The sequence below is a fragment of the Halobiforma lacisalsi AJ5 genome, assembly GCF_000226975.2.
GTDB lineage: Archaea > Halobacteriota > Halobacteria > Halobacteriales > Natrialbaceae > Natronobacterium > Natronobacterium lacisalsi.
Window position 1 is genome coordinate 3,983,063 of the sequence record NZ_CP019285.1, and the last position, 21,616, is coordinate 4,004,678.

General features: G+C 62.0%; 18 protein-coding genes, 1 rRNA gene and 3 pseudogenes. 16 read left to right on the plus strand and 6 right to left on the minus strand.

The window, feature by feature from the left end; translation table 11 throughout:
- The first annotated feature begins 99 nt into the window (after nt 1-99).
- The 5 genes from CHINAEXTREME_RS19395 to CHINAEXTREME_RS19415 all read left to right on the plus strand — a co-directional run bounded on the left by CHINAEXTREME_RS19395 (nt 100) and on the right by CHINAEXTREME_RS19415 (nt 3,119).
- Nucleotides 100-456: a winged helix-turn-helix domain-containing protein gene (locus tag CHINAEXTREME_RS19395; protein ID WP_007140572.1), complete on the plus strand. Its 357-nt coding sequence runs from the start codon at nt 100-102 to the stop codon at nt 454-456.
- Nucleotides 457-659: 203 nt separating this feature from the next.
- Nucleotides 660-1,142 carry a 6-pyruvoyl trahydropterin synthase family protein gene (locus CHINAEXTREME_RS19400; RefSeq protein ID WP_007140571.1) on the plus strand — a complete coding sequence of 161 codons (483 nt, stop codon included), beginning with the start codon at nt 660-662 and terminating at the stop codon, nt 1,140-1,142.
- A 1-nt stretch (nt 1,143) separates the two neighbouring features.
- Nucleotides 1,144-1,971, plus strand: coding sequence for a 7-carboxy-7-deazaguanine synthase QueE (locus CHINAEXTREME_RS19405; RefSeq protein ID WP_007140570.1), 828 nt, complete (start codon nt 1,144-1,146; stop codon nt 1,969-1,971).
- A gap of 20 nt (nt 1,972-1,991) precedes the next feature.
- Nucleotides 1,992-2,756 carry a 7-cyano-7-deazaguanine synthase QueC gene (queC, locus tag CHINAEXTREME_RS19410; protein WP_010546703.1) on the plus strand — a complete coding sequence of 255 codons (765 nt, stop codon included), beginning with the start codon at nt 1,992-1,994 and terminating at the stop codon, nt 2,754-2,756.
- A 66-nt stretch (nt 2,757-2,822) separates the two neighbouring features.
- Nucleotides 2,823-3,119 (plus strand): DUF7130 family rubredoxin-like protein, encoded by a 297-nt coding sequence (locus CHINAEXTREME_RS19415; protein WP_007140568.1) that lies wholly within the window; start codon nt 2,823-2,825, stop codon nt 3,117-3,119.
- A 127-nt stretch (nt 3,120-3,246) separates the two neighbouring features.
- Here the strand turns inward: CHINAEXTREME_RS19415 and CHINAEXTREME_RS19420 are convergent, their stop codons facing one another.
- Entirely contained in the window at nt 3,247-4,473 is a 1,227-nt protein-coding gene (locus CHINAEXTREME_RS19420) for an iron-containing alcohol dehydrogenase family protein (RefSeq protein WP_007140567.1), read from the minus strand.
- A gap of 137 nt (nt 4,474-4,610) precedes the next feature.
- Here CHINAEXTREME_RS19420 and CHINAEXTREME_RS19425 point away from each other — a divergent pair, with 137 nt between their 5' ends.
- The 5 genes from CHINAEXTREME_RS19425 (at nt 4,611) to CHINAEXTREME_RS19445 (ending at nt 9,679) form a co-directional block, all read left to right on the plus strand.
- A complete protein-coding gene (locus CHINAEXTREME_RS19425; protein ID WP_007140566.1) occupies nt 4,611-5,915 on the plus strand; it encodes a Single-stranded DNA binding protein in 1,305 nt (434 codons plus the stop codon).
- Nucleotides 5,912-7,702, plus strand: a complete 1,791-nt coding sequence (locus CHINAEXTREME_RS19430; protein WP_007140565.1) for a hypothetical protein — start codon at nt 5,912-5,914, stop codon at nt 7,700-7,702. The genes CHINAEXTREME_RS19425 and CHINAEXTREME_RS19430 overlap by 4 nt, the downstream gene beginning before the upstream one ends.
- A 21-nt stretch (nt 7,703-7,723) precedes the next feature.
- Nucleotides 7,724-8,677: a metallophosphoesterase gene (locus tag CHINAEXTREME_RS19435; RefSeq protein ID WP_007140564.1), complete on the plus strand. Its 954-nt coding sequence runs from the start codon at nt 7,724-7,726 to the stop codon at nt 8,675-8,677.
- A 125-nt stretch (nt 8,678-8,802) separates the two neighbouring features.
- Nucleotides 8,803-9,303 carry a molybdopterin-dependent oxidoreductase gene (locus tag CHINAEXTREME_RS19440; protein WP_007140563.1) on the plus strand — a complete coding sequence of 167 codons (501 nt, stop codon included), beginning with the start codon at nt 8,803-8,805 and terminating at the stop codon, nt 9,301-9,303.
- A 73-nt stretch (nt 9,304-9,376) separates the two neighbouring features.
- Complete coding sequence (locus CHINAEXTREME_RS19445) at nt 9,377-9,679, plus strand: hypothetical protein (RefSeq protein ID WP_007140562.1); 303 nt, start codon at nt 9,377-9,379, stop codon at nt 9,677-9,679.
- 99 nt (nt 9,680-9,778) lie between these two features.
- On the opposite strand, the gene CHINAEXTREME_RS19450 is transcribed toward CHINAEXTREME_RS19445, so the two are convergent.
- Complete coding sequence (locus CHINAEXTREME_RS19450; protein WP_029601602.1) at nt 9,779-11,146, minus strand: sodium-dependent transporter; 1,368 nt, start codon at nt 11,144-11,146, stop codon at nt 9,779-9,781.
- Nucleotides 11,147-11,305: 159 nt separating this feature from the next.
- Between CHINAEXTREME_RS19450 and CHINAEXTREME_RS19455 the strand changes: the two genes are divergently transcribed.
- A complete protein-coding gene (locus CHINAEXTREME_RS19455; protein ID WP_007140560.1) occupies nt 11,306-12,850 on the plus strand; it encodes an acyl-CoA carboxylase subunit beta in 1,545 nt (514 codons plus the stop codon).
- A gap of 4 nt (nt 12,851-12,854) precedes the next feature.
- Nucleotides 12,855-13,214 (plus strand): hypothetical protein, encoded by a 360-nt coding sequence (locus tag CHINAEXTREME_RS19460; protein ID WP_007140559.1) that lies wholly within the window; start codon nt 12,855-12,857, stop codon nt 13,212-13,214.
- 317 nt (nt 13,215-13,531) lie between these two features.
- Here the strand turns inward: CHINAEXTREME_RS19460 and CHINAEXTREME_RS19465 are convergent, their stop codons facing one another.
- Nucleotides 13,532-13,732, minus strand: a complete 201-nt coding sequence (locus CHINAEXTREME_RS19465; RefSeq protein ID WP_007140558.1) for a hypothetical protein — start codon at nt 13,730-13,732, stop codon at nt 13,532-13,534.
- Nucleotides 13,733-14,355: 623 nt separating this feature from the next.
- A complete protein-coding gene (locus tag CHINAEXTREME_RS21590; RefSeq protein ID WP_152423882.1) occupies nt 14,356-15,123 on the minus strand; it encodes a helix-turn-helix transcriptional regulator in 768 nt (255 codons plus the stop codon).
- 421 nt (nt 15,124-15,544) lie between these two features.
- Here CHINAEXTREME_RS21590 and CHINAEXTREME_RS19470 point away from each other — a divergent pair.
- Nucleotides 15,545-16,369, plus strand: a pseudogene (locus CHINAEXTREME_RS19470) (IS5 family transposase).
- Between the two features lie 157 nt (nt 16,370-16,526).
- On the opposite strand, the pseudogene CHINAEXTREME_RS19475 reads toward CHINAEXTREME_RS19470, so the two are convergent.
- A pseudogene (locus CHINAEXTREME_RS19475) lies at nt 16,527-17,695 on the minus strand (ISH3 family transposase); the annotation flags it as partial.
- Between the two features lie 413 nt (nt 17,696-18,108).
- On the opposite strand from CHINAEXTREME_RS19475, the gene CHINAEXTREME_RS19485 reads away from it, so the two are divergent.
- The 3 genes and pseudogenes from CHINAEXTREME_RS19485 (at nt 18,109) to CHINAEXTREME_RS19495 (ending at nt 21,032) form a co-directional block, all read left to right on the plus strand.
- Nucleotides 18,109-18,606 (plus strand): hypothetical protein, encoded by a 498-nt coding sequence (locus CHINAEXTREME_RS19485; protein WP_238593322.1) that lies wholly within the window; start codon nt 18,109-18,111, stop codon nt 18,604-18,606.
- A 334-nt stretch (nt 18,607-18,940) separates the two neighbouring features.
- A complete protein-coding gene (locus CHINAEXTREME_RS22330) occupies nt 18,941-19,861 on the plus strand; it encodes a hypothetical protein (RefSeq protein ID WP_238593323.1) in 921 nt (306 codons plus the stop codon).
- Nucleotides 19,862-20,149: 288 nt separating this feature from the next.
- Nucleotides 20,150-21,032: pseudogene (locus tag CHINAEXTREME_RS19495) on the plus strand (IS1595 family transposase).
- Nucleotides 21,033-21,223: 191 nt separating this feature from the next.
- Here CHINAEXTREME_RS19495 and rrf read toward each other — a convergent pair.
- A 5S ribosomal RNA gene (gene rrf, locus CHINAEXTREME_RS19500) occupies nt 21,224-21,344 on the minus strand.
- Nucleotides 21,345-21,616 lie beyond the last annotated feature (272 nt).

Consider the following 21,616-nt stretch of genomic DNA (forward strand, 5'->3'; position numbering starts at 1 on the left):
GCGTCTCGTCCCGATTATGTCACTCGGCGCCAGTATCGTACCGAAGCGACAGTTCACTAACCACAAGATTCAATCTTGATAACTAGAAACGGAGTGACGATGTCACGTAGTCGGACGGAATCGGACGAGGTGGACTCGACCACGGTGTTGTCCGCCCTCGGAAACAAGTACAGCGCGGAAATCCTCTGTGCGGCGGGGACGCCGAAGTCCGCACAGGCGCTCAGCGAGGACGTCGAGATCCCGATCGCGACCTGTTATCGGCGGATCGAGGAACTCGTAGACGCGGGACTGTTGACATGTGAGGGCCGACGGCTCTCCGAGAAGGGGCGGCGCACGAACATCTACCGGCGGACGTTAGACGAGATCGAGATCGACTTCTCGGACGACGCCCCCGACTGTTCGAAGAAACGGCGTACAGAGGCGAAAAACCGGCTGCAGGATCAACTCGACGACTGATCGCCGGTCACGACTTTTCGGCGGGGTGGACGGAGGGGAGGTCGCGTTCCCGACTTCGAGAGCGGCACGTCTTCCGGTTCGAGTCCCGGTTTTCCTCCCGCGGCGATCTCGACCCCTCGAGTGTCGGGTAGGGGACCCCCGGTCGGTCTCGGCCCCTCGGCTCGTTCGATCATCCTTAAGTATTCTCGGAAGAATATCCGAGTATGACCGAGACAGCGGGTCGCCTCGAGCGCGAGGAGTCGTCCGAAACGGAAGCCGGGGACCTCGTCGGGAGCCGGCGGGTCCTCCGGGTCGGCCACGAGCGGCCGATCCGGATCAGTACGGGCCATCGCCTGCTCCACCACGACGGGAAGTGTTCTCGGCCCCACGGCCACAACTACGAGATCGCCGTCACCGTCGAGGGCGAACTGACCGAAGAGGGGTGGATCGCCGACAAGGGCCAGATCACCGGCGTCATCGAGGAGTGGGACCACGTGTTCCTGCTCGAGGCCGGTGACCCGCTGGTCGAGGCCTTCGAGGCCGCGGGCGACGGCGACGGCGTCGTCGTTCTCGAGCATCCGCCGACGGCCGAGGTGATGAGCGCCCTCTTAGAGGAGAAACTCGAGGCGGCCCTTCCCGACACCGTCACGGACGTCGCGGTGCGGGTGAGCGAGACGAGCGAACTCTGCGGGGGGAGCGGGTTCTGAGATGCCGGTATCGGATTCGGTCGACGCGGAGTCGACGGGGACGGGCGATCGCGGAGACGCGACCGAGGGACGTGACGGCGACGTCCCCACACTCCCGATCAACGAACTGTTCGCCTCCCTGCAGGGGGAGGGGACCCTCGCCGGCGTCCCCTCGACGTTCGTCCGCACGAGCGGCTGTAACCTCCGGTGCTGGTTCTGCGACTCCTACCACACCTCCTGGGAGCCGACCCACGCGATGATGAGCCTCGAGGAGATCGTCGCCGAGGTCGAAGCCCGCGACGCCGACCACGTCGTACTCACCGGGGGCGAACCCCTGCTCCACGAGGAGAGCGTCGCCCTGCTCGAGCGCCTCGACGACCGAGGGTACCACACTACCGTCGAGACCAACGGGACGATCCATCGGGACGCGCCGATCGACCTCGCCTCGATCAGCCCGAAACTCGAGAGCAGCACGCCCACGCCCGAGCGGGACCCGAGAGGCGAGATTCCGAGCGAATCTCAGGGCGAGGGCGGATGGGAGAAGCGCCACGAGAACGCGCGGATCGACCTCGAGGCGCTTTCCGCGCTCGTCGAGGCGTACCCCTTCCAGCTGAAGTTCGTCGTCACCGACGACGACGATATGCCGGAGATCCTCGAGTTGCTCGAAGACCTGCGGGGCGTCGCCGACGTCCCCGTTCGCGACGAGGACGTCCTCCTGATGCCCGAGGGAGCGACCCGCGAGCGGCTCGCGGAGACCCGCAACCGGACCGCGGAGCTGGCGATGGAGTACGGCTTCCGGTACACGCCGCGACTGCACGTGGACCTGTGGAACGACGCGCCGGAGACCTGAACCGACTTGCCACGATCACCATGACCGACACCGAACCTACCCCGACCGACGAAGTCGCATCGAACGGAACCGACGAAAAGCGTGCCGTCGTCCTCCTCTCCGGCGGCATGGACAGCGCCACCGCCGCCTACGAGGCTCGCGACCGGGGCTACGAGATCTACGGCCTGCACACCTCCTACGGCCAGCGAACCGAGGACCGCGAACTCGAGTGTGCCCGCCGACTGGCCGACGAGGTCGACGCCGCGGACTTCCTGCGGATCGAGACCGGCCACCTCGCAGCGATCGGGGCCTCGAGTCTCACCGACGACGACATGGACGTCGCGGACGCGGACATGGACAGCGACGAGATCCCCTCCTCGTACGTCCCCTTCCGGAACGCGAACCTGCTCGCGATGGCCGTCTCCTACGCGGAGGCCAACGACTGCGACGCGGTCTTCATCGGCGCACACAGCGAGGACTTCTCGGGGTATCCGGACTGCCGGCCCGAGTTCTTCGAGGCCTTCGAGAACGTGGTCGAGGTCGGGACGAAACCCGAGACCGAAATCTCGATCGAGGCGCCGTTCGTCGAGCACTCGAAGACCGACATCGCTCGCCGCGGCGAGGAACTCGAGGTGCCCTACGAACACACCTGGAGCTGTTACCGCGAGAACGAACCGGCCTGTGGGACCTGCGACGCGTGCGCGTATCGGTTGCAGGCGTTCCAGCGGATCGGCGTCCGGGATCCGATCGAGTACGCCGAGCGGCCGTCCTACGTCGAAGGGGACGAACGCGCCGAGGCGGAGTGATTCCCGACGGTCCGGCGTGTTAGCTTTTACTCGCTTTGTGTCGTAGTACCACAGTGGTGGTCCACCGTGAGCAACGACCAGCGGCTGTACGCGGGCGTCGACGTCGGACAGCCGATCTACGACGAGGACGGCAACGAACTCGGGACCGTCAGGGGCGTCGACGACGACGGGTTCTACGTCCTCGCGCCGGAGGCGTCCCCTGAAAAGACCCTCGGCGAAGCGCGCGACATCACCGGGAAGGACTACGTGATGTGGCGCTGCTGGGAGTGTGGCGAACTGGGCCGGATCGAAGACGAACTCCCAGCGGAGTGTCCGGACTGTGGCGCGCCTCGAGAGGACCTGTACTACTGGGCGGAGGACTGAGCCGTTTTCCGCCGCTCGGTCGCTCTCGTGAGCGAGCAGTAGCGATGGCCGTTCCGTAACGGGGATCGTCGAACCGGAGCCCTGATCGTCTTCGACGCGCTCGAGGAGACGCCGCGAACCGGCGGCGTCACCAGGCCGCCTCGAGCACCCCTTCGATCTCCGCGACCGACGGCTCCAGGCTCGGCGGCGCGTTCGCCATGAACCCATCGCCGAGGATCGCCTCCGCGACGCCCTCGAACGCGTCGGGTTCCGGGCCGTCGACGTCCCGGAGCCGCGAGGGCAGGTCGAGCGCGTCCCGGACCTCGGTTACCGTCTCGACGACGGCGTCGCCCGTCCGACCCGCGTCCTCGACCCCGAGCGCGTCCGCGAGGACGTCGACGCGGGCGTCGACGCCGTCCCGTTCGAACAGGTACTCGAGGACGTGGGGGACGACGACCGCGTGGGCAACCCCCTGCTGTACCTCGTACCCTCGCGTCAGCCCGTGGCCGAACGCGTGGACGATCGACAGCGTGGTCTCGCCGGGCCGGGAGATGCCGTACTGGACGAGGACGATCCCCTCGAGCAGCCGTTCGTACGTCTCGAGGTCCCGCTCTCCCCGGCCGTACGCGCGCAGGCTCGACTCGAGAGCGGCGAGGCCGCGGGCGGCCGTCGCGTCGGTGATCGGCGTCGCGTTCGCGGCGTAGATCGTCTCGAGCCCCTTGTCGAAGCCGTTCATCGCCGAGCCCGTCAGGACGGATTCCGGCGTCGTCGCGAGGAGTTCCGGGTCGTAGTAGGCCGCGGCGGGCATCAGTTCGGGATCCGAGAGACCGCCGCCGACCGTCTCGTCGACGAGTCCGGACTCCGGCGACGCAGCGAGCCCCGCGACCTGCGAGAGGTCGGCCCCGGCGAGGGTCGTCGGGACGGCGACGATCGGAACCGGATCGTCGGGAACCGCGAGCGTTCCCGTTTCGGCGAACTCCGCGGCGGCCTCCTCGCGGGTACGCTCGCTCGCCGCGAGCGCGTTGATCGCCTTCGCGACGTCGAGGCTGCTGCCGCCGCCGAGACTCACGAGGGCGTCGGCGTCCGCGTCCTCGAGCCGATCCCGGCCGTCCAGCGCCGTCTCGAGCCGTTTCTCCGGGGTCGTCTCGTCGAAGACGCCGGCCAGCCGATCGCCGAGGCCGGCGGTCACGGGATCGATCACGGCAGGCGTGGAGCCGACGGTCGATCCGCAGACGACGAGCGCCCGCTCGCGACCCAGGTGCTCGAGTTCGGCCGCGAGGTCGTCGACGCAACCCGGGCCGAGGCCGATGGTCGCGGGGTCGTACTCGAAGCGAAACGGGGACTCGCGGCTCCGCGAGCGCGAGGGAACGGTCATGGCCGACCTACGGGCGGAGCGGTGTTAAAGCCAGGAACGTCGCCAACGACTCCACGGCAGCCTCGAGGCCGCTCGTAGCGATCACTTTCACCGGGCTCCGGGAACGCTTTTAAATCCGCCACACGAAATGAAACCGAATGGAACTCGAAGATCATGCCGAGGAACTCGCCTCCGACCTCGGCGTCGACAAAGAGGAGGTCAAGTCCGACCTGCAAAACTTAGTGGAGTACAGCGTTCCGATCGACGAGGCCAAAGGGAGCCTCCGGCGGAAGTACGGCGACGGCTCCGGTGGCGGCGGCGCGCCCGAATCGAAAGACATCGCCGACATCTCGCCCGAGGACAGCAGCGTCACGGTGACGGGTGTGGTCCTCACCGCGGGCAAGCGGTCGATCCGTTACCAGGGCGACGACCACGTCATCGTCGAGGGGCGACTCGCCGACGACACCGGCGTCGTCGACTACACCGCCTGGGAGGACTTCGGTCTCTCGCCGGGCGACACTATTACCGCGGGCAACGCCTCCGTCCGCGAGTGGGACGGCGAACCAGAACTCAACCTCGGCGAGAGCACCTCGCTGTCGTTCGAGGACGGATCGCTCGAGGTACCGTACGAGATCGGCGGCGACGCAGACCTCGCCGACCTGCGGACCGGCGACCGCGCAGTCGACGTCGAGGTCGCCGTCGTCGAGTGCGAACGCCGGACGATCGACGGTCGCGACGGGGAGACGGAGATCCTGAGCGGCGTCTTCGGCGACGAGAGCGGGCGCCTGCCGTTCACGAACTGGGAGCCGGCACCCGAGATCGAGGAAGGGAACGCGGTCCGCATCGAGAACGCCTACGTCCAGGAGTTCCGTGGCGTCCCCGAGGTCAACGTCTCGGAGTTCTCGACGGTGACCGAACTCGGCCGCGAGGTCGACGTCGGCGCGGACACGACGACGATGGACGTTGCCGAGGCCGTCCGCACCGGCGGCATCTACGACGTCGAGGTCGTCGGCAACGTCATCGCGGTCCGGGACGGCTCCGGCCTCATCCAGCGGTGTCCGGAGTGTTATCGGGTCATCCAGAAGGGCCAGTGTCGCACCCACGGCGACGTCGACGGGATCGACGACCTCCGCGTGAAGGCGATCGTCGACGACGGCACGGGCGCCCTCACCGCCGTCCTCGACGACGAACTCACCGAGGACGTCTACGGCGGCACCCTCGAGGACGCCCTGGAGCAGGCCCGCGAGGCGATGGACCAGGAGGTCGTCGCCGACCGGATCCGCGAGCGGATCGTCGGCCGCGAGTACCGCGTCCGCGGCCACCTCTCGGTCGACGAGTACGGCGCGAACCTGGACGCAGAGACCTTCGCGGAGAGCGACGACGACCCCGAGCGACGGGCCCGGGAGTTCCTCGAGTCGATCGATACCGGTGACGAGGGCGAGAGCGAGGAGGTGAAAGCATGAGCGCGAACGACGAGGACGTCGAGATCCCGAACCGCGAGATCGCCTACCGGCTCTTCGCGGCCGAGTACGACGACGCCTCGGTCTCCTACACCGAGAGCGACGAGGAGCGCGCGCCCAACTACGTCGTCTCGCCGACGGGCGCGCGGATCAACCGCCTGTTCGCCGTCGGGACGCTCACCGAGGTCACGGCCGTCAACGACGAGATGGTCCGGGCCCGCGTCGTCGACCCGACGGGCGCGTTCGTCGTCTATGCCGGCCAGTACCAGCCCGACGAACTCGCCGCCCTCGAGAGCATCGACCCGCCGGCGTTCGTCGCGGTCACCGGGAAGGCCCGCACGTTCGAACCAGACGACGGCGACGAGGTCTACACCTCGATCCGCCCGGAAAGCGTCGCAGTTGTCGACGCCGACACCCGCGACCGCTGGGTCGTCAGCGCGGCCGAGCAGACCCTCGAACGGATCGGTACCTACGCGGTCGCTTCCGCGGTAGATGCGAGCGGCGACGCCCTGACGGAGGCGCTCCGCGAGGCCGGCGTCGAGCCGGGAGTCGCCGCTGGCGTCCCGCTGGCACGCGACCGCTACGGCACCACGCCGTCGTACCTCGCTTCCCTGCGCGACCGGGCCATCGAGGCCGTCGAGGTCGTCGCGGGCGACCGAGACCAGGTCGGCCCGCTCGAGGCGAGTCCGGACGATCGGGGCCGCGAGGATGCGACTCTCGCGTCGCTTACCGAGCTGACGGGACTGGAGGCGAGCGACCTCGAGTCGGCTGCCGAGGTGGAGGCTGTCGAGGCGAGCGCGGATGCTGACGAGCCCGTCGACGCCGAAGCAGTGGCCGAGTCGACGCCCGAACCCGAGTCCGTCGCGACGGCCTCGGCGGCCGGCACCGCGACGCCGTCGGAGTCGAACGATTCGGAGGCGACCGCCGTGGACGCCGAGCCGGGCGAAGCCGCCGTGACGGCTGCGGAATCCCCCGATACCGCCGACGCCGCCGCGAGCGAGACCGAACCGACTGCCGACGACTCACTCGATGCCACGGCCGACGCGAGCGCGAGCGGGACTGATTCGGTAGACGCCGGCACGGAACCCGACGGGGTCGAGGACTCGAGCCTCGAGGCGGACGCCGACCCCGAGGCGGATGCCGCGTCCATCGACGACGCAGGCATGTACGAGATGGACGAGGAGGAGCGCGAACAACTCGAGGAGGAGTTCGGAGCCGAGTTCACGACGGGCGCCGAAGTCGAGGAACCGGGCGAGGCCGGAATCGACGTGCCGGAGCCCGACTCGGACTCGGACGCCGAAGCCGAGAGCGAGGGCGAAGCGGCCAAGGCTTCCGAAAGCGACCCCTCCGACGATCTCGGGGCTGCACCGACCTCGGGACTCGCGGATGAGGACGAGGACGCCGACGAGGACGCCGACGGGGACGCCGACGAGGACGAAGTCGAAAGCGACGCCGACGAGGAGGCCACGACCGAGCCCGACGAGGAAGCCCCGGACACGACGGAAACGGAACCCGCCGCCTCCGACGAATCCGAGGCTGCCGAAGACGAGGCTGCCGAAGGGGCCGACGGGAGCGAGGAGATCGATCCCGCCGAGATCGACCTCGAGGAGTACGTCGTCGAAACGATGGGCGAACTCGACGACGGCGACGGGGCCGACCGGGACGAACTCGTCGACACCGTCGCCGCCGACGTCGGCGTCGACGAGGACGCCGTCGAGGACGCGATCCAGGACGCCCTCATGGGCGGCCAGTGTTACGAACCCGACGACGAGACACTGAAACCGATCTAACCGCTCGAGTTTCGAACCCGAATGGTCCGTGACCGATCTCGACCCCAGCCCCCCGGACGCGACCCGGACGCCGGCGTTCGCGTCGAACCCGTCCCCGGCGAGCCCGCGGCGACTGCCACCGTCACTGTCGACGATAGCGACGGGAACGCCGCGGAGCCGCGACGGGAACGCCTCCTGCTGATCGCCGACTACCACGCCGGCTACGAGGCCGCCCTCCGGTACGAGCGTGGGGTCGACGTCCCCAGCCGCGCCGCCGAGCGCCGCGAGCGGCTTCAGGCCCTGATCGCCCGAACCGATCCGGACCGACTCGTCGTCCTCGGGGACCTGATGCACTCGATCGGCGATCCCGGCGGCGCGGAGCGGGGCGAACTCGAGGTGCTTTTCGAGTCGCTCCCATCGACGCTCGAGGTGACGGTGGTCAAGGGGAACCACGACGGAGCGATCGAGACGTGGCTGGTCGACGACGGACCTGAGGAGGGTCGATCCCCCTCCCCGCCCGACGATCCCGCCGACGACCTCCCGCCGGTCTCCGTCGTTCCGGGGGAAGGGGTCGCGATCGGCGGACTCGGCGTCTGTCACGGCCACACCTGGCCCGCCCGGGAGCTCCTGGATAGCGACGTCGACGCGATCTGTCTCGGCCACGAACACCCCTGCGTGCGCCTCGAGGACGAGGTCGGCGGGAGTCGGGTCGAGCGGACGTGGCTGCGCGGGCGTGCCGATCCGACGCCGTTCGCCGATCACGAGAAGTACGACGACGGCGAAGGCGAGAGGGAACCGGCCCCGTGGCTCTCGAGCGATGCCGACGCCGATCCGCCGCAGGTGATCGTGCTCCCCGCGTTCAACGATCTGGTCGGTGGGACGTGGGTGAACCTCCCGGAACAGTCGTTTCTCTCCCCGTTCCTCCCGGCGGGCCTCGCGGACGGGGAGGCGTACCTGCTCGATGGGACGCGGCTGGGGCCGTACGACGCGGTTTGAGAGCCGTGCTTTCGGTGAGCCGCCGGTTCCCAGCACTCGAGAGCCGGGGAGAACGGTTACGGTGTTCGGTTCCCAAGACTCGCCCGACCGCCGCTCGACCACACGAACGCTTAGTTTCACCACCGATGCCCGATACAGACCTGCGCCCGTCGCTCTCGGAGCCGATCCGCATACTCGGGGACGAAGCCGCTACGATGGCTCCCGAAACGCTCGCGGACCTCCCCGTCCGGGAACGGGAGATCGAGATCGTCTGCTCGACGGGCGACCGCTACACGGACCACTGGCAGGGGGTCGCGATCATGGACGTCCTCGAGACGGAGGCGGCCGCCGCGGCGTCGATCCCCGCCGAGACGACGCACCTCCTCGTGGAATCGGCGGACGGCCACCGGGCCTGCGTCGCCCTCGGGGACGCCCTGGACGGACTGCTCGCGTTCGGTCGGGACGGCGACGCGCTCGGAGCGGTGGCGGACTACGACTCGCGGTTCGTCGCGCCCGGCCTGACCGGCCCGCGAACGGTCAAAGACGTCGTCAGCGTCGAGGCGACGCGGCTCGAGCCCGGCGAGGATCCCGAGTCCTACGAGCGGTTGCTCGAGGTGGAGTCCGAAGACGGAGCCGACGTCGAGTAGCCGCCAGGCCGACGCCGCCCCGCAGGCGCATGTAAGCCGAACCGCCATTCCGTCACCCCGTGTCCCCTCGCACGTGTCTCTGGAAACGTACCGACTCGAGGTGCGGGAGATCGAGGCCGGCGGGATCGACGCGGACGTATACGGTGACGACGATCTGATCGTCGAGTCGACCCACGTCGGCTACGACGAGCACGACGTCGATCAACCGGACTCCCGCGAGGAGTATCCCGCCGAGAGCACGGAAGTCACCGCCGACGTCACGACGCTCGACCTGCAGGTGACTCGCCTCGACGGCGGGTTCTCCTTCCGGCTGCTCGGCGATCGGGACGAACTGGCGGCGCTACGCGTCGACGACGAGGAGTGGGGACTCGAGTAGTTGCGGCCCCGGAAACGACGAGTCATCGCGACAGCGGGCGCTCGCGACGGCGACTGCACAAAAAATCGAAAATCGACCGCGAACCGATTAGCTACCGGACTACAGGTTCGCGTTCATCCATTCGGAGAACGACGCGAGGATATCCATGTAATCCACGATGCCGAGGTACAGCGAGATGACCAGCACGATGATGATCGGCACGCGGATCGCCCAGATCCAGGCCTGGGCGAGGCCGTTGAGGTCGCCGATCCCCTTCTCGAGTTCCGTGACTGCGACCTTCGGTGCGACCCAGCCGACGAGGATCATCACCATGAGCGCGCCGAAGACCAGCAGGACGGCGTCGATGAAGCCGTCGTACAGTTCGATGAAGATGATGTCGTACGTGGTCGGAAGTCCGATCACGTAGATCAGGAGCCCGATGCCGCCCGCGGCTTTCCAGCGTTCGACCCCCTTCTCGTCGATCAGGTAGGCAGTAACGACCTCGAGCAGCGAGATGGCGCTCGAGAGCGCGCCGATGACGACGGTCCCGAAGAAGACGAGACCGAGCACGCGGCCGCCGGGGATGTTCGCGAACGCTTCGGTCATCGAGACGAAGATGGTGATCGGACCGCCTTCGCCGGGTTCGATGCCGCCCGAGAAGAAGACGGGGAAGACCACCAGACCGGCGAGGAACGCGATCCCGGTGTCGAAGCCGATGATGGTCGCGGCGTCTTTGGTCAGGTTACGGTCTTCGCCGAGGTAGGAGGCGTACGTAATCATCACGCCCATCCCCAGCGACAGCGTGAAGAACGCTTGCCCGGCGGCGGCCGGCAGTAGCGTCGCCCAGTTTTCGGCGATCGTCCCTGCGTCCGGCGAGAGGTAGTACGCGTAGCCGGCGCCCGCACCGTCGAGGGTGAACGCCCAGACGGCGAGCCCGACCAGCAGCACGATCAGTGCCGGCACCATGAGCTTGACCGCCAACTCGATACCCTGCCGGATGCCGAGCGCGACGATGCCGATCGTCGCCGCCATGAACACGGTGTGAAGCACCACCGAACTCATGCCGAACGTCATGTCGAAGAACATCTCGATGGCCTCGCCGTTGTAGCTGGCGAGGTGGTCGGCGTAGCTCCCCCGGAAGCCCGCCAGGAAGTATCGGATGAACCAGCCGGCGATGACGCTGTAGTACGAGAGGAGGACGATGCCGATGAAGACGAAGACCCCACCGACGTACTTCCAGGCTTCGCCACCGTACTCCATCAACGCCCCGACCGGGTTCCGTCCCGTTTTCCGACCGACGACGAACTCGGCCAGGATCGCCGGGAACCCGATCAGGGCGATGAAGGCGAGATAGACGATCAGGAAGGCCGCCCCGCCACCGTCACCGACGGCGAACGGGAAGCGCCAGATGTTCCCCAATCCCACTGCGCTGCCGACGGCAGCGAGGATGAACCCTGTTCTTGTGGACCATGTCTCACGTTGTGCCATGGATCACTTGTTTAAAAGAAGACCCATATATAACTTTTCGTAGCCGAGTAACATCTGTCAGCGCAACAGTTATTAATCGTGATGGTATTACGGAATCCTTTTCATATTGGTCGTCACACAACGGCGTATGAAACCGACTGGGGTGGTTCCAACGTGACGATGGAAGACCGCATCGACGAACTCGAGGAGTTACGCGAGGAAGCACGCCAGGGCGGTGGGCAAGAGCGCATCCAGAAGCAACACGACAAGGGGAAGATGACCGCCCGCGAGCGGATCGACTACTTCCTCGACGAGGGCTCCTTCACGGAGTTCGACCAGCTCCGAACCCACCAGACGAGCCAGTTCGGGATGGAGGAGCGGAAGATCCCCGGCGACGGCGTCGTCACGGGCTACGGTGAGGTCAACGGCCGCACCGTCTTCGTCTTCGCTCACGACTTCACCGTCTTCGGCGGCTCTCTCGGCGAAGTGTTCGCGGAGAAGGTGTGTAAGGTAATGGACATGGCGATGGAGGTCGGCGCTCCCATCGTCGGTCTCAACGACTCCGCAGGTGCACGGATTCAGGAAGGCGTCAAGAGCCTCGCCGGCTTCACCGAGATCTTCCGCCGGAACCAGGAGGCGAGCGGCGTCGTCCCCCAGATCTCGTCGATCATGGGGCCGTGTGCCGGCGGGGCCGTCTACTCCCCGTCGATCACCGACTTCATCTTCATGGTGAAGGACACGAGTCACATGTACATCACGGGGCCGGGCGTCACCGAGACCGTCACCGGCGAGGAGGTCACCCACGAAGAACTCGGCGGCGCGATGACCCACGCGAACAAGACCGGCGTCGCCCAGTTCGCCTGCGAGAGCGAGGAGCAGGCCCTGGACGACATCAAACGACTGCTCTCCTATCTCCCGCAGAACAACGTGGAGGACCCGCCCCGGGTCGATCCGTGGGACGACCCCGACCGCCGCGACGAGCGGCTGAACGACATCGTCCCGCCGAGCCCGCAGAAGCCCTACGACATGACCGACGTCATCGACTCGGTCGTCGACGAGGGGTCGTTCTTCGAGGTCGCCGAGAACTTCGCTCAGAACATCGTCGTCGGCTTCGGGCGACTCGACGGTCGGTCGGTCGGCATCGTCGCCAACCAGCCACGGGTCAACGCCGGCACGCTCACCGTCGACGCCTCGATGAAAGGCTCGCGGTTCGTCCGCTTCTGTGACTCCTTTAACATCCCGATCGTCACCTTCGTCGACGTCCCCGGTTACATGCCCGGGACCGACCAGGAACACCGCGGGATCATCCGCCACGGTGCGAAATTGCTGTACGCCTACTCCGAGGCGACCGTCCCGCTGCTGACCGTCATCACTCGGAAGGCCTACGGCGGTGCCTACTGCGTCATGGCCTCGAAGAACCTCGGCGCGGACGTCAACTACGCCTGGCCGACCGCCGAGATCGCCGTCATGGGGCCCCAGGGCGCGGTCAACATCCTCTACCGCGACGAACTCCAGGAGGCCGAGAACCCCGACGAACTGCGGGACGAACTCATCGAGGAGTACCGCGAGGAGTTCGCCAACCCCTACACCGCGACGGACAAGGGCTTCCTCGACGACGTCATCGTTCCCACCGAGACGCGGCCCCGCCTGATCGACGACCTCGAGATGTTAGAGACCAAGCGCGAATCGAACCCGGACAAGAAACACGGCAACATCCCGCTGTAACCCAATGGCATCCCAGGAACGGACGGACGCGACGGACACGGAACGGGAATCGGCCCGCGGGGGCGAGGGCGAGAACGAAAGCGAGAACGACCTCGCGGGGCCGTTGCCGGCGACCGTCGACGTCGACATCCCGGACGACGCGAACGACGAAGAGACGGCCGCGATCGTGGCGGCGATCGGTGCTCACCTCCACGATCAAACGCTCGCGGCTGCCGCAGCCGCGGCCGACGAGGAGGAGACGTGGGACGGCAAGCGCTGGGCCTTCGGCGGTCGGATCCGCGCACAGCAACAGCGCCACGTTCGCGTCCCCTGGGACGCGCCGACCGACGCCTGGTCGGCGGCCGGCCGGACGGATCGGTTCTAACGCGCCCGTTCACGTACGATTCGAGTGCTCCGGTCGATGCGTCCGTACCCGTTTGGTACGTCCATCCGACCACGTTGTACTCGTCGACGCGATACCAGGATCTACGCGACCGTCCATCGGACCCGCGTCAGCGGATGTAGCGGGTTCGACCCGTGGACGTCGTAGCTCATGTCGGTTATCTCGAGCACTGACGACTCGCGGAGCTGCTCGAGAAGGCCGTCGCTGTAGCCACGCTCCTGCGAGTACTGCCGGTGAAGGAGACCGAGGACGTTCTCCGGATGGGGACCGACCTGCTCGATGTGGACCCCTGCCGTGATCTATCCGTCCTTCGCGAAGCGCTCGAGTCGATCGACGACCGGCCTCGTCTCTGGCAGCGTCACGAGCGCCTCTTTCGTGAAGACGATATACTCGTCGTCGACCTCGAGAAGCGAGTTCCAGTCTCCGAAGAAGTCGAACTGCTCGACCGAGACTCGATCCCGGTCGTCTGCGAACCGCTCCTGGAGGGGCTCCTCGAGCACACTGTTCGCTCCGAGTCGGGGGAGCCCCGGATCTCTTCGACGAGTTCCCTCGTCGGACGTGGGGTGTCTTGGTACGTCTTGATGAGGGCATCGTAGAGCCGGCGATACGTATCGGTCCCGGTGTAGGAGCGTGGTTCGCCTGGCGGCTCCCGCTCTGGCTCAAGCAGATACGCCGCCCATGCCGATCGTTTCGGTAACTCGTCGAGGGAAACAGCTCCATCAGCGCTCACCTCCGGCAGTGAGACAGGATGCTCGAGCGACTGTTCGCGAACCCAGTAATAGTTGCGTCGCTACCACCGGTAGAATTCGGATACGATCAGCGACAGTACCGATCGTATTAAAATCACGGTGTAATGACTGGCCGGTGACGGCCCGTGTCACGTTCGATTCTCGATAGCTGAAAGCAAGTCGATCCCAGAGCCTTCGGTCTCCCAACATGTGGCGGATAGTATTAAAACTGATAGTAAAAAATGACATGATCGGTCAAGAATTGAATATTGACTCAGTTATCAATGAACCACACGGCATTTATCCATGTGTTATGAGGGATCGTTCCAACGATTTTGAGGTGTCGATTTGTCGTAAGAGTGTGAAGTTGCGGAACTATATTCGGAACGTTCGATTTAGTCGTAGTGTGTACTCTGTTTTCGGTAGTTTTCAAAGGTAGATATCCCCCATGAAACAGCTTCTTCTGACTTGTTTATCAAAACACCTAGTAATCCGTCTTGATTATACATATTTATTCCCACATAGTCTTGATCACCTTTGGTGATCCAGAGGGAGAAAGGCAATTCACCGTCAAACTTGTGGAAAGTGGTGTTTGGATGGGCGATAATAGTGGAAACCTCTGAATCGTCTTCCTTTTCAACTGTGTCTAACACATCCGCCTCTATAACGACCTCAATGGATGTCTCGCTTTTCTTAACAGTCTCAAGTAAGTTCTTCGAAAATGCTGGCATTATCACTGGTGCTAATCTAAATAATTGATCCGCTTCTCTGACCAACCCATAACTTTCTTTAAGTACTATCCCAGGAGCCTTCGGATCAGCGACATTCACATTAATGTTTTTAATGAACTGAGTTGAGATCGTGGGTTGGGACGGTAATTCTTTTAATATCTCATTCGCTTCCTCAATTCCTTGTAGAACTTGACGATGTCGGGTGTATTCTTTATGGGAAATCTTGCCTGTCTGAGTGATATGATATCTCCCATTCTTATACTGGACACACCCTTGTTCCTGAAGCGATTTGATCCCTCTGTCAATCGTAGAACGAGATCGCCCTGTGTTTTCAATGAGTTGTGCTTTCGTCTGTGGTTCAGTCAATAAGTTTTCTAGGAGGTTGTTCCGTTTCTTGAGTACTTCTTCACGGGTAGTGATTGAGGACTCCATACTAATTGATATCTCCATCGGAAATTTTTATTACAACTATTAAATTCTTTCTTATTCCATTTATTGTCTTTTGATTCTGGTGCTATGGAGAAAACCGACGATTGTGGGGGAATTTTCTGGTTTATTATCCTGTAATTTAGTGGGGGGCGGTGTCACATCAGCACGGTTCGAACGGACACTGGACCCGGAAACGTGGGGCCTGGGCCACGGAGGCGAGTACGGGGTCTACTTCAGTGCTTCAACGCCAGATGGTAGCGCTCTGAATTGGGATATTCGGTACTTCCCGAACGTCGATCTGTGAGCTATGCTGATTCCTGGTGAACGACTGTAGCAGCACCAGAATAGAGTGCTCTGTTAAATAGCGATCTAATCAGCTGATATCACGGGTTAGAAGGGTGAAGTCGAGGAAATCGAGGTTGGTATGGAAATCGACATCCTCGACTTCGTTGAGCAGTGTCGAGACCTAGCTAAACAAGCGTTGGGGAAGCACGCGGGCGAGCCCGCCAGCGGCGGGTTCGCCCGCTGGGTACACGTCGTTTTGCACTGTTTTCGGCTCGAAGAGGGCCATAGCTACCGTGAAACGCCGAACCGGCTGAAGTACATGTCTGAGATTCGTGACGTACTTGACCTCGATCAGGACGAGCTGCCGGATTACAGCACGATCTACAAGTCGTTCGATCGGCTGAAAATGTGGGTGTGGCGGGCGTTGCTGCGCGTTTCACCACAGCAACACCCGCAGTCTGGGCACGTCGCTCTCGACAGTACGTTCTTTGATCGACGCGCTGCTTCATCGTACTACCGTCAGAGATCCGGGAATAGCGTCCAGACACTGAAAGTGACCACATTAACCGATGTAGAGCCTCTTGCAGTTCTTGACGTCCATATTTCGGCCCGGTGGAAGCATGATACGAAGACAGGGCCGCAGGTCGTCCGCCGAAACGCGGACGACCTGCTTTCCGTGGCGGCTGACAAAGCCTTCCACAACTGGCACACCAAATACGAGTTCTACGCCCTCGGTGTCGAACCACTGATCTCACAGCGTGGATCGAGGCCACTCACGACAGGGAACAACGCGCTCATCCGGACAAAAGGCTACGCTCAGCGCTGGATGGCCGAAACGTCGTACTCGACGACGAAGCGCTCGCTCGGCGATGCCGTGCGAGCGCTGGGCTGGTATCGATAGTTCCGTGAAATCGTCCTCATGTTCGCCATCATCAACATAGAAAAGCTCTGTGAACCGCTCTAACCATCATTCAGCAGCTATTCAACAAAGCAGAATAGAGAACCAACGAGGAAACGGAGCTCACATCAGGAGGAATTCAGGCTGAATTACCCGAATGAAGCAGTAGTGGACGGGTGCTGCAGCTCGGGAGAGGAAGGCCCGAGGCCGCGGGCTGACGCCAGCCCGCGGCCGCTCCGTATGCGTCTGGGACGCCTACCCCATTCATCTCCAGCTGCCACCTCCGGTCTAACTCCTCCTCTAACGCATGTCTGATCCAGTCAGAGAAGGTTTTGAACGTAAACTCCTCTGGAAGGTCGCGCCCGCCCCGACGTGGGCGGGCGACGACCGCCCAGCGAAGCACAAGCCAGAGGTTCTCCAGCAAGAATCCAACCAAGACGAACGCAAACCGAATGACTGGATCCTGTGTTGTCGTTATCGGTCGTGCTTGACGAAACACCCGGTAGCTCGTCTCGATCGCTGAGCGCTTTCGATAGAGTCGTACGACCTGTTTGGGCGTGCGATCGGCCAGATCGCACGCCACATAGCCTCGAACGACCTCGCCGCTTTTCCCCGATCTCCGGCGTGATAGGACACTGCGACCGCGAGCGGGAATTCCAGTTCCTGCTCGCGGCCCTCGTACATTCGATAGGTCGTCATGTACGAGCAGTGCGTCTCTAGCTTCTCTTGCATACGATCGCCCTTGTTTTGGACGGGAACAACGGTTGCAGCGATCTCCCGAGATCGGCGCAAAATGCGTTCGTTGTAGAAGCCACGATCAGCCAGGAGAAGGTCTATCTCGAAGGGATAGGTCTTGACGCGGTCGAGGACACGCTCGACCGCGTCGGCCTCTGATTCGTCGCTGCGGACGTAGGTCATGGCCAACGTCACCGGCTTCTCGTTCGAAACGAGATACGCCGTACAGTAGCGGTGACACGTGGTTGTACCATCTTTGGCGTGCATGCGACAGAGTTCGCCTTCGTCGTCGGCGTAGGTCCCGTGATAGGGGTTATCGACAAAGTCGATGGAGACGATCCTCGACCGGTCAGGGTCGAGGATCGTCATCGCTAACTGTCTGAGCAGGAGGTTAGCAACGAACTCAAGCCACTCCCGGTCGAGCGTGTGTAACCAGTTCATCACGGTATCGTCACAGGGAGTGTCGTCGTTCTCTTTGCACGTTTCCCAGACAGAGGTCTGGTTGACGGCTGCAAGAATGACGACAGCCCAGATCTCGCCGGGATCGAGGGGCGAACCCTCGATCCCTGGCAGCGGGAGCTGGCCGATAACGTTCTCCGCTACATCTTTGACATCCGAGTCCGAAAGAACACCGTCTGCTTGAGGGATCGTGAACACATTCACTCAACCAGACATCTTCCTTATGAGACCAACGCTTTAGAACCGGCTCTCACACCGGTTGGGAAGTACCGATCATCATCATCGGCTCAGTATCAATCTCCCGAAAGAAGATGTGATTAAGGTCGGTCTTGATTCCGGGGTCAATCCTCAGGACATTCGCCTTGACTGCTTGCAAAAACTCCAATAATTCCACCATCTTCAAGATGTCTCTGTCGATCAGCCGACCAGACATCAAATCATAATATCTATTAAAATGGATGTATTATATAATTACTAGAAGCGAAGTGAAGAAGGCCTTTAGACAGGACTGATTGACTATGCCCCCCACAAACGACTGTCCCCGATTTCAGACTGTTAATCAAGCCCGTAATAGTTCGGAAAGTTTGATGCGTCGGTATGTTCTTACTGCTTTGGGAACTGCACTCACAGGAACGTTAGCCGGATGTTCAGAACTCAGCAGTGAAGAGTATGAAAACCTCCAGGAACATCCAGTCTACATCGATCTAAACGTTGAGCTCTCAATCCCGGATACGATGCAGATTGTAGACGCGCCGAAGGACGCTAACCTCATCGTGATACCAGATACTCACGACATCGCAGCACCTCAGGCAGTCGAGTGGCTCAAACAGAAGCGGGTAATCGCGCTACTGGGCGGGGAAGCCTGGAGTACGTGGTTATCGTGGGTTGAAACTGATGCGTACGAAGAGACGTTTGAGCACCCGGATATGGTTGGGGAACGTCTCCCCGACTCACGGTTAGTGATCACTTGGCCTACTCCCGCGGCTGCTCTTACCGCCCAGTATCGCTTGGAGTCTGAACCGTCTGACAGCGACATTCTTACTGCTCTAGACAACACGATCGAGGATATACGACCTCGAACGACTGAAAGTACTGATCTTCGTCAATAAACCTCGGATATTCGAAGGTACAATCACTGGACACCGACTACTGGGCACTGAGCGCGATGAGTTGCGTTGAGAACGACGATGGGTGTCGCCTCGCGATCCTTCATCGACAGGTTGCAAACTAACGCCAGCGGGAACCAGTGGAAGTACTGAGTGAATACTCACCTGGTACAGTCTATTTGGGCTTTGCTGTAGCGAAACTCTAGTCCTGATCATTCTCCAACCAAATGGTTGATGAGTGGGTATGTTCTTCAGGCAGTGGCGAAACCCATTCTATCGTGAAAAATCATTCGTGAGATAATCTATAGTCAAAACACATTAATCATACAACTGGATCATGGATCGCAAAACCCGCCGTTCGGTATTGAAGACAAGTGGCATCGCCCTAGCAGGGACTGCACTGACAATGCCTGTCGCAGCTCGCGAAGAAGACAACCCCGATGAAGAAGAAATTGGAACTGAAAGCAACGAACCATTCGCCACAGGTGAACTTCCGGAGGATCCGCAAACTCGTGGCGAACCTATAACTATCGAATCGGGGGACACTGTCTCGTTTTTTGATCGCAGTTCTTACCCATTCGAAGTTGCCGATATCTACGAAGATGACCGCTGGGACACGCTGGATGTTGAAAACACTTCGAGGGGGCGCTACAACGGTGTGGTTAGTGGCGAATGTTCGGAAAAGGCGGCTGGCTCACCGACAGACTTTGGGGTCGTCATGGGAGTGCCGTTTGAGATGGAGACTGACGAGGCCAACGTGTTCGTAGACGCTCGACTAGAGTACGATCTGGACGTTCCAGGGTCCATCCCGACGTCAGAGTCCGAGCAAGCGGGTATTGAAAAGCCCGCCTCTGATGACGACTCATCCACGTCGGTTGATCCCGACGCTGTGCAATACATTCCGATCGCGCTCGGCGGTGCGAACTTCCTAGTCTCAGTAGGGGACATGATGGATAATACCAGCACACACGCCGGTGTTCAGATTGCTTGGTTCCTCCAGAACCTGACACAGGGGACTACAATCACCTCCGACTTCGGTAGCGATACAACCTTTGACGTCGTTGAGGTTATTCAAGAGGGGAGTGGCGAGCACAGCAACACGCTGGAACAAACCGATAGTGAAGAGGGAATCTTCAGAAGTGGAGACGTATACCGGATCGGAGCTGCAATCGGCGGGAGTGTCGAAGTCTCTCTTTACCGGTCGAGAACTGACCTGGAGTTCGAAGCGAAAATCAAGAGTATGGAAATCCGAGCCTGAGGAGTGGGATAGACGGTCGCTCCGTTCAATAGTACCGCGACTGAATTCTTTTTATGATTGTTCACTCGTAACCAGCGGTACGCGAAATCATCAGGTCTGCGAGTGGTCTCCTTGGGATCTGTGGATAGGTGTGCCCCATCACTACCGATTTATGATGTCAATTTCGGCTTTCACCTTGGTCGTGTATAGTTTGTAGCATCGCTCTTCTGTAGGAATTGTTGACGCCGCTTAGCTGTCGCTGTAGAATCGAAGAGAGCAAGGAAACCGCGTCAGCGGTGTCCGTTAGGCATGATTCCGCTAGATGTTTTTGGGTCGGAATCGGTCGCAGCGGACCTGTTGCAGCAGGTTCGCTGGCGTGACGGTGTTACCTGTCCTCGCTGCCGTTCTGACCGGACGGTCAAGAACGGCAGCTACAGGGAGTTTCAACGGCATCTCTGTAAGGATGCGACCGCACGTTCAACGACAAGACTGGCACGATCTTCGCTCACTCGAAGGTTGCACTCCATCGGTGGTTGTTCTCTATCTACGCGTTTCTCCGGTTTAACACGAGTCTTCGGCAGCTACAGTGCGAAATCGAGTTTACACACAAAACGATGCATCGGCGCATCGAGCGCTTCGCCAGCGCGCTCGATGCGCCTTCCCTCAATCTTGTTGGCCCGGTCGAAATCGACGAAGTATACGTCTCAGACGGGAAGAAAGGCCGCAAGCGCGACTAAGAGTCGCGCTCGCGTGGCCTGTCCACACGCGGATGTGGATCGTATAGCGGTGACAAGCCACCCGTGTTCATTCTCGCTGATCGCGGGACTGAAAAACGGTACCTGATCTCAGCGAAAGCCGCCGACGGATCGACGATTCGACTCCTCCTGGCGGTCGGCCTGCAGGAGTCGTTGCTCGTCTATACTGACGGCATTCGAGCGTACGAACCGCTCTAAGAGGACGACGCATTCGACCGTGATACGTCGTCCACGGTGACGGTGAATACGCTGGCGACGAGGTACACGTCAATACTTGCGAGAGCCACGCCTCGGTGACGCGACGGTGACTCTCGCCCCATCGAGGGATCTCGAAGGACAAACTCACACAGTACCTCAGAGCGTTTCAGCTACGGCGAGAACTATACAGAAAGCCTGGGAGAACTGCTCTCAAACACGCCATCCGAGCTATGCTCTGAAATCAACAATGTGCTACGCAAGAGTGAAATCCAAATCAACCCAGTCGCTACTACCGCTGAGGCGTGTGATTTCTGTAATGAAACAGCTGCAATCAGCACACCTCACTTTTCACGCTTAACTAAACACGGCCCGATGACTGGTCTTGAACCTGTCAATATGGCGTATCGACGTCTGAAATACGGTATGAATAGCGAGGCGGCGAACCGGCGTTCCCAGAGGGTCTCCCACTCCAGTACTTGCCGGAACGCAGGCGGGCTTAACTTCCGTGTTCGGGATGGGTACGGGTGTTCCCCGCCGCTGTGGCCGCCTCAACGCCGACCCGCGGAATCGAACCGCGGCGAAGACCACCGTCGGTCTTTCTTACTCGAGTATCGATCCGTCGCTCGGATATACTTTCCGTTTCGGCCCGGCGTTCGGTCGCCCCGGCCGACTCGAGGATGGGAACTGGACACATACCATAACCCTCAACGAACCGATGGGCGTCCCGGGTTTCCCGACGGCCTGGCGGTGATCGTCATCGACCACCGCCGTCGGATCCACGAGCGGACGTCGACGGCCGACCGGTTGCGAAAAAGTAAGGTAG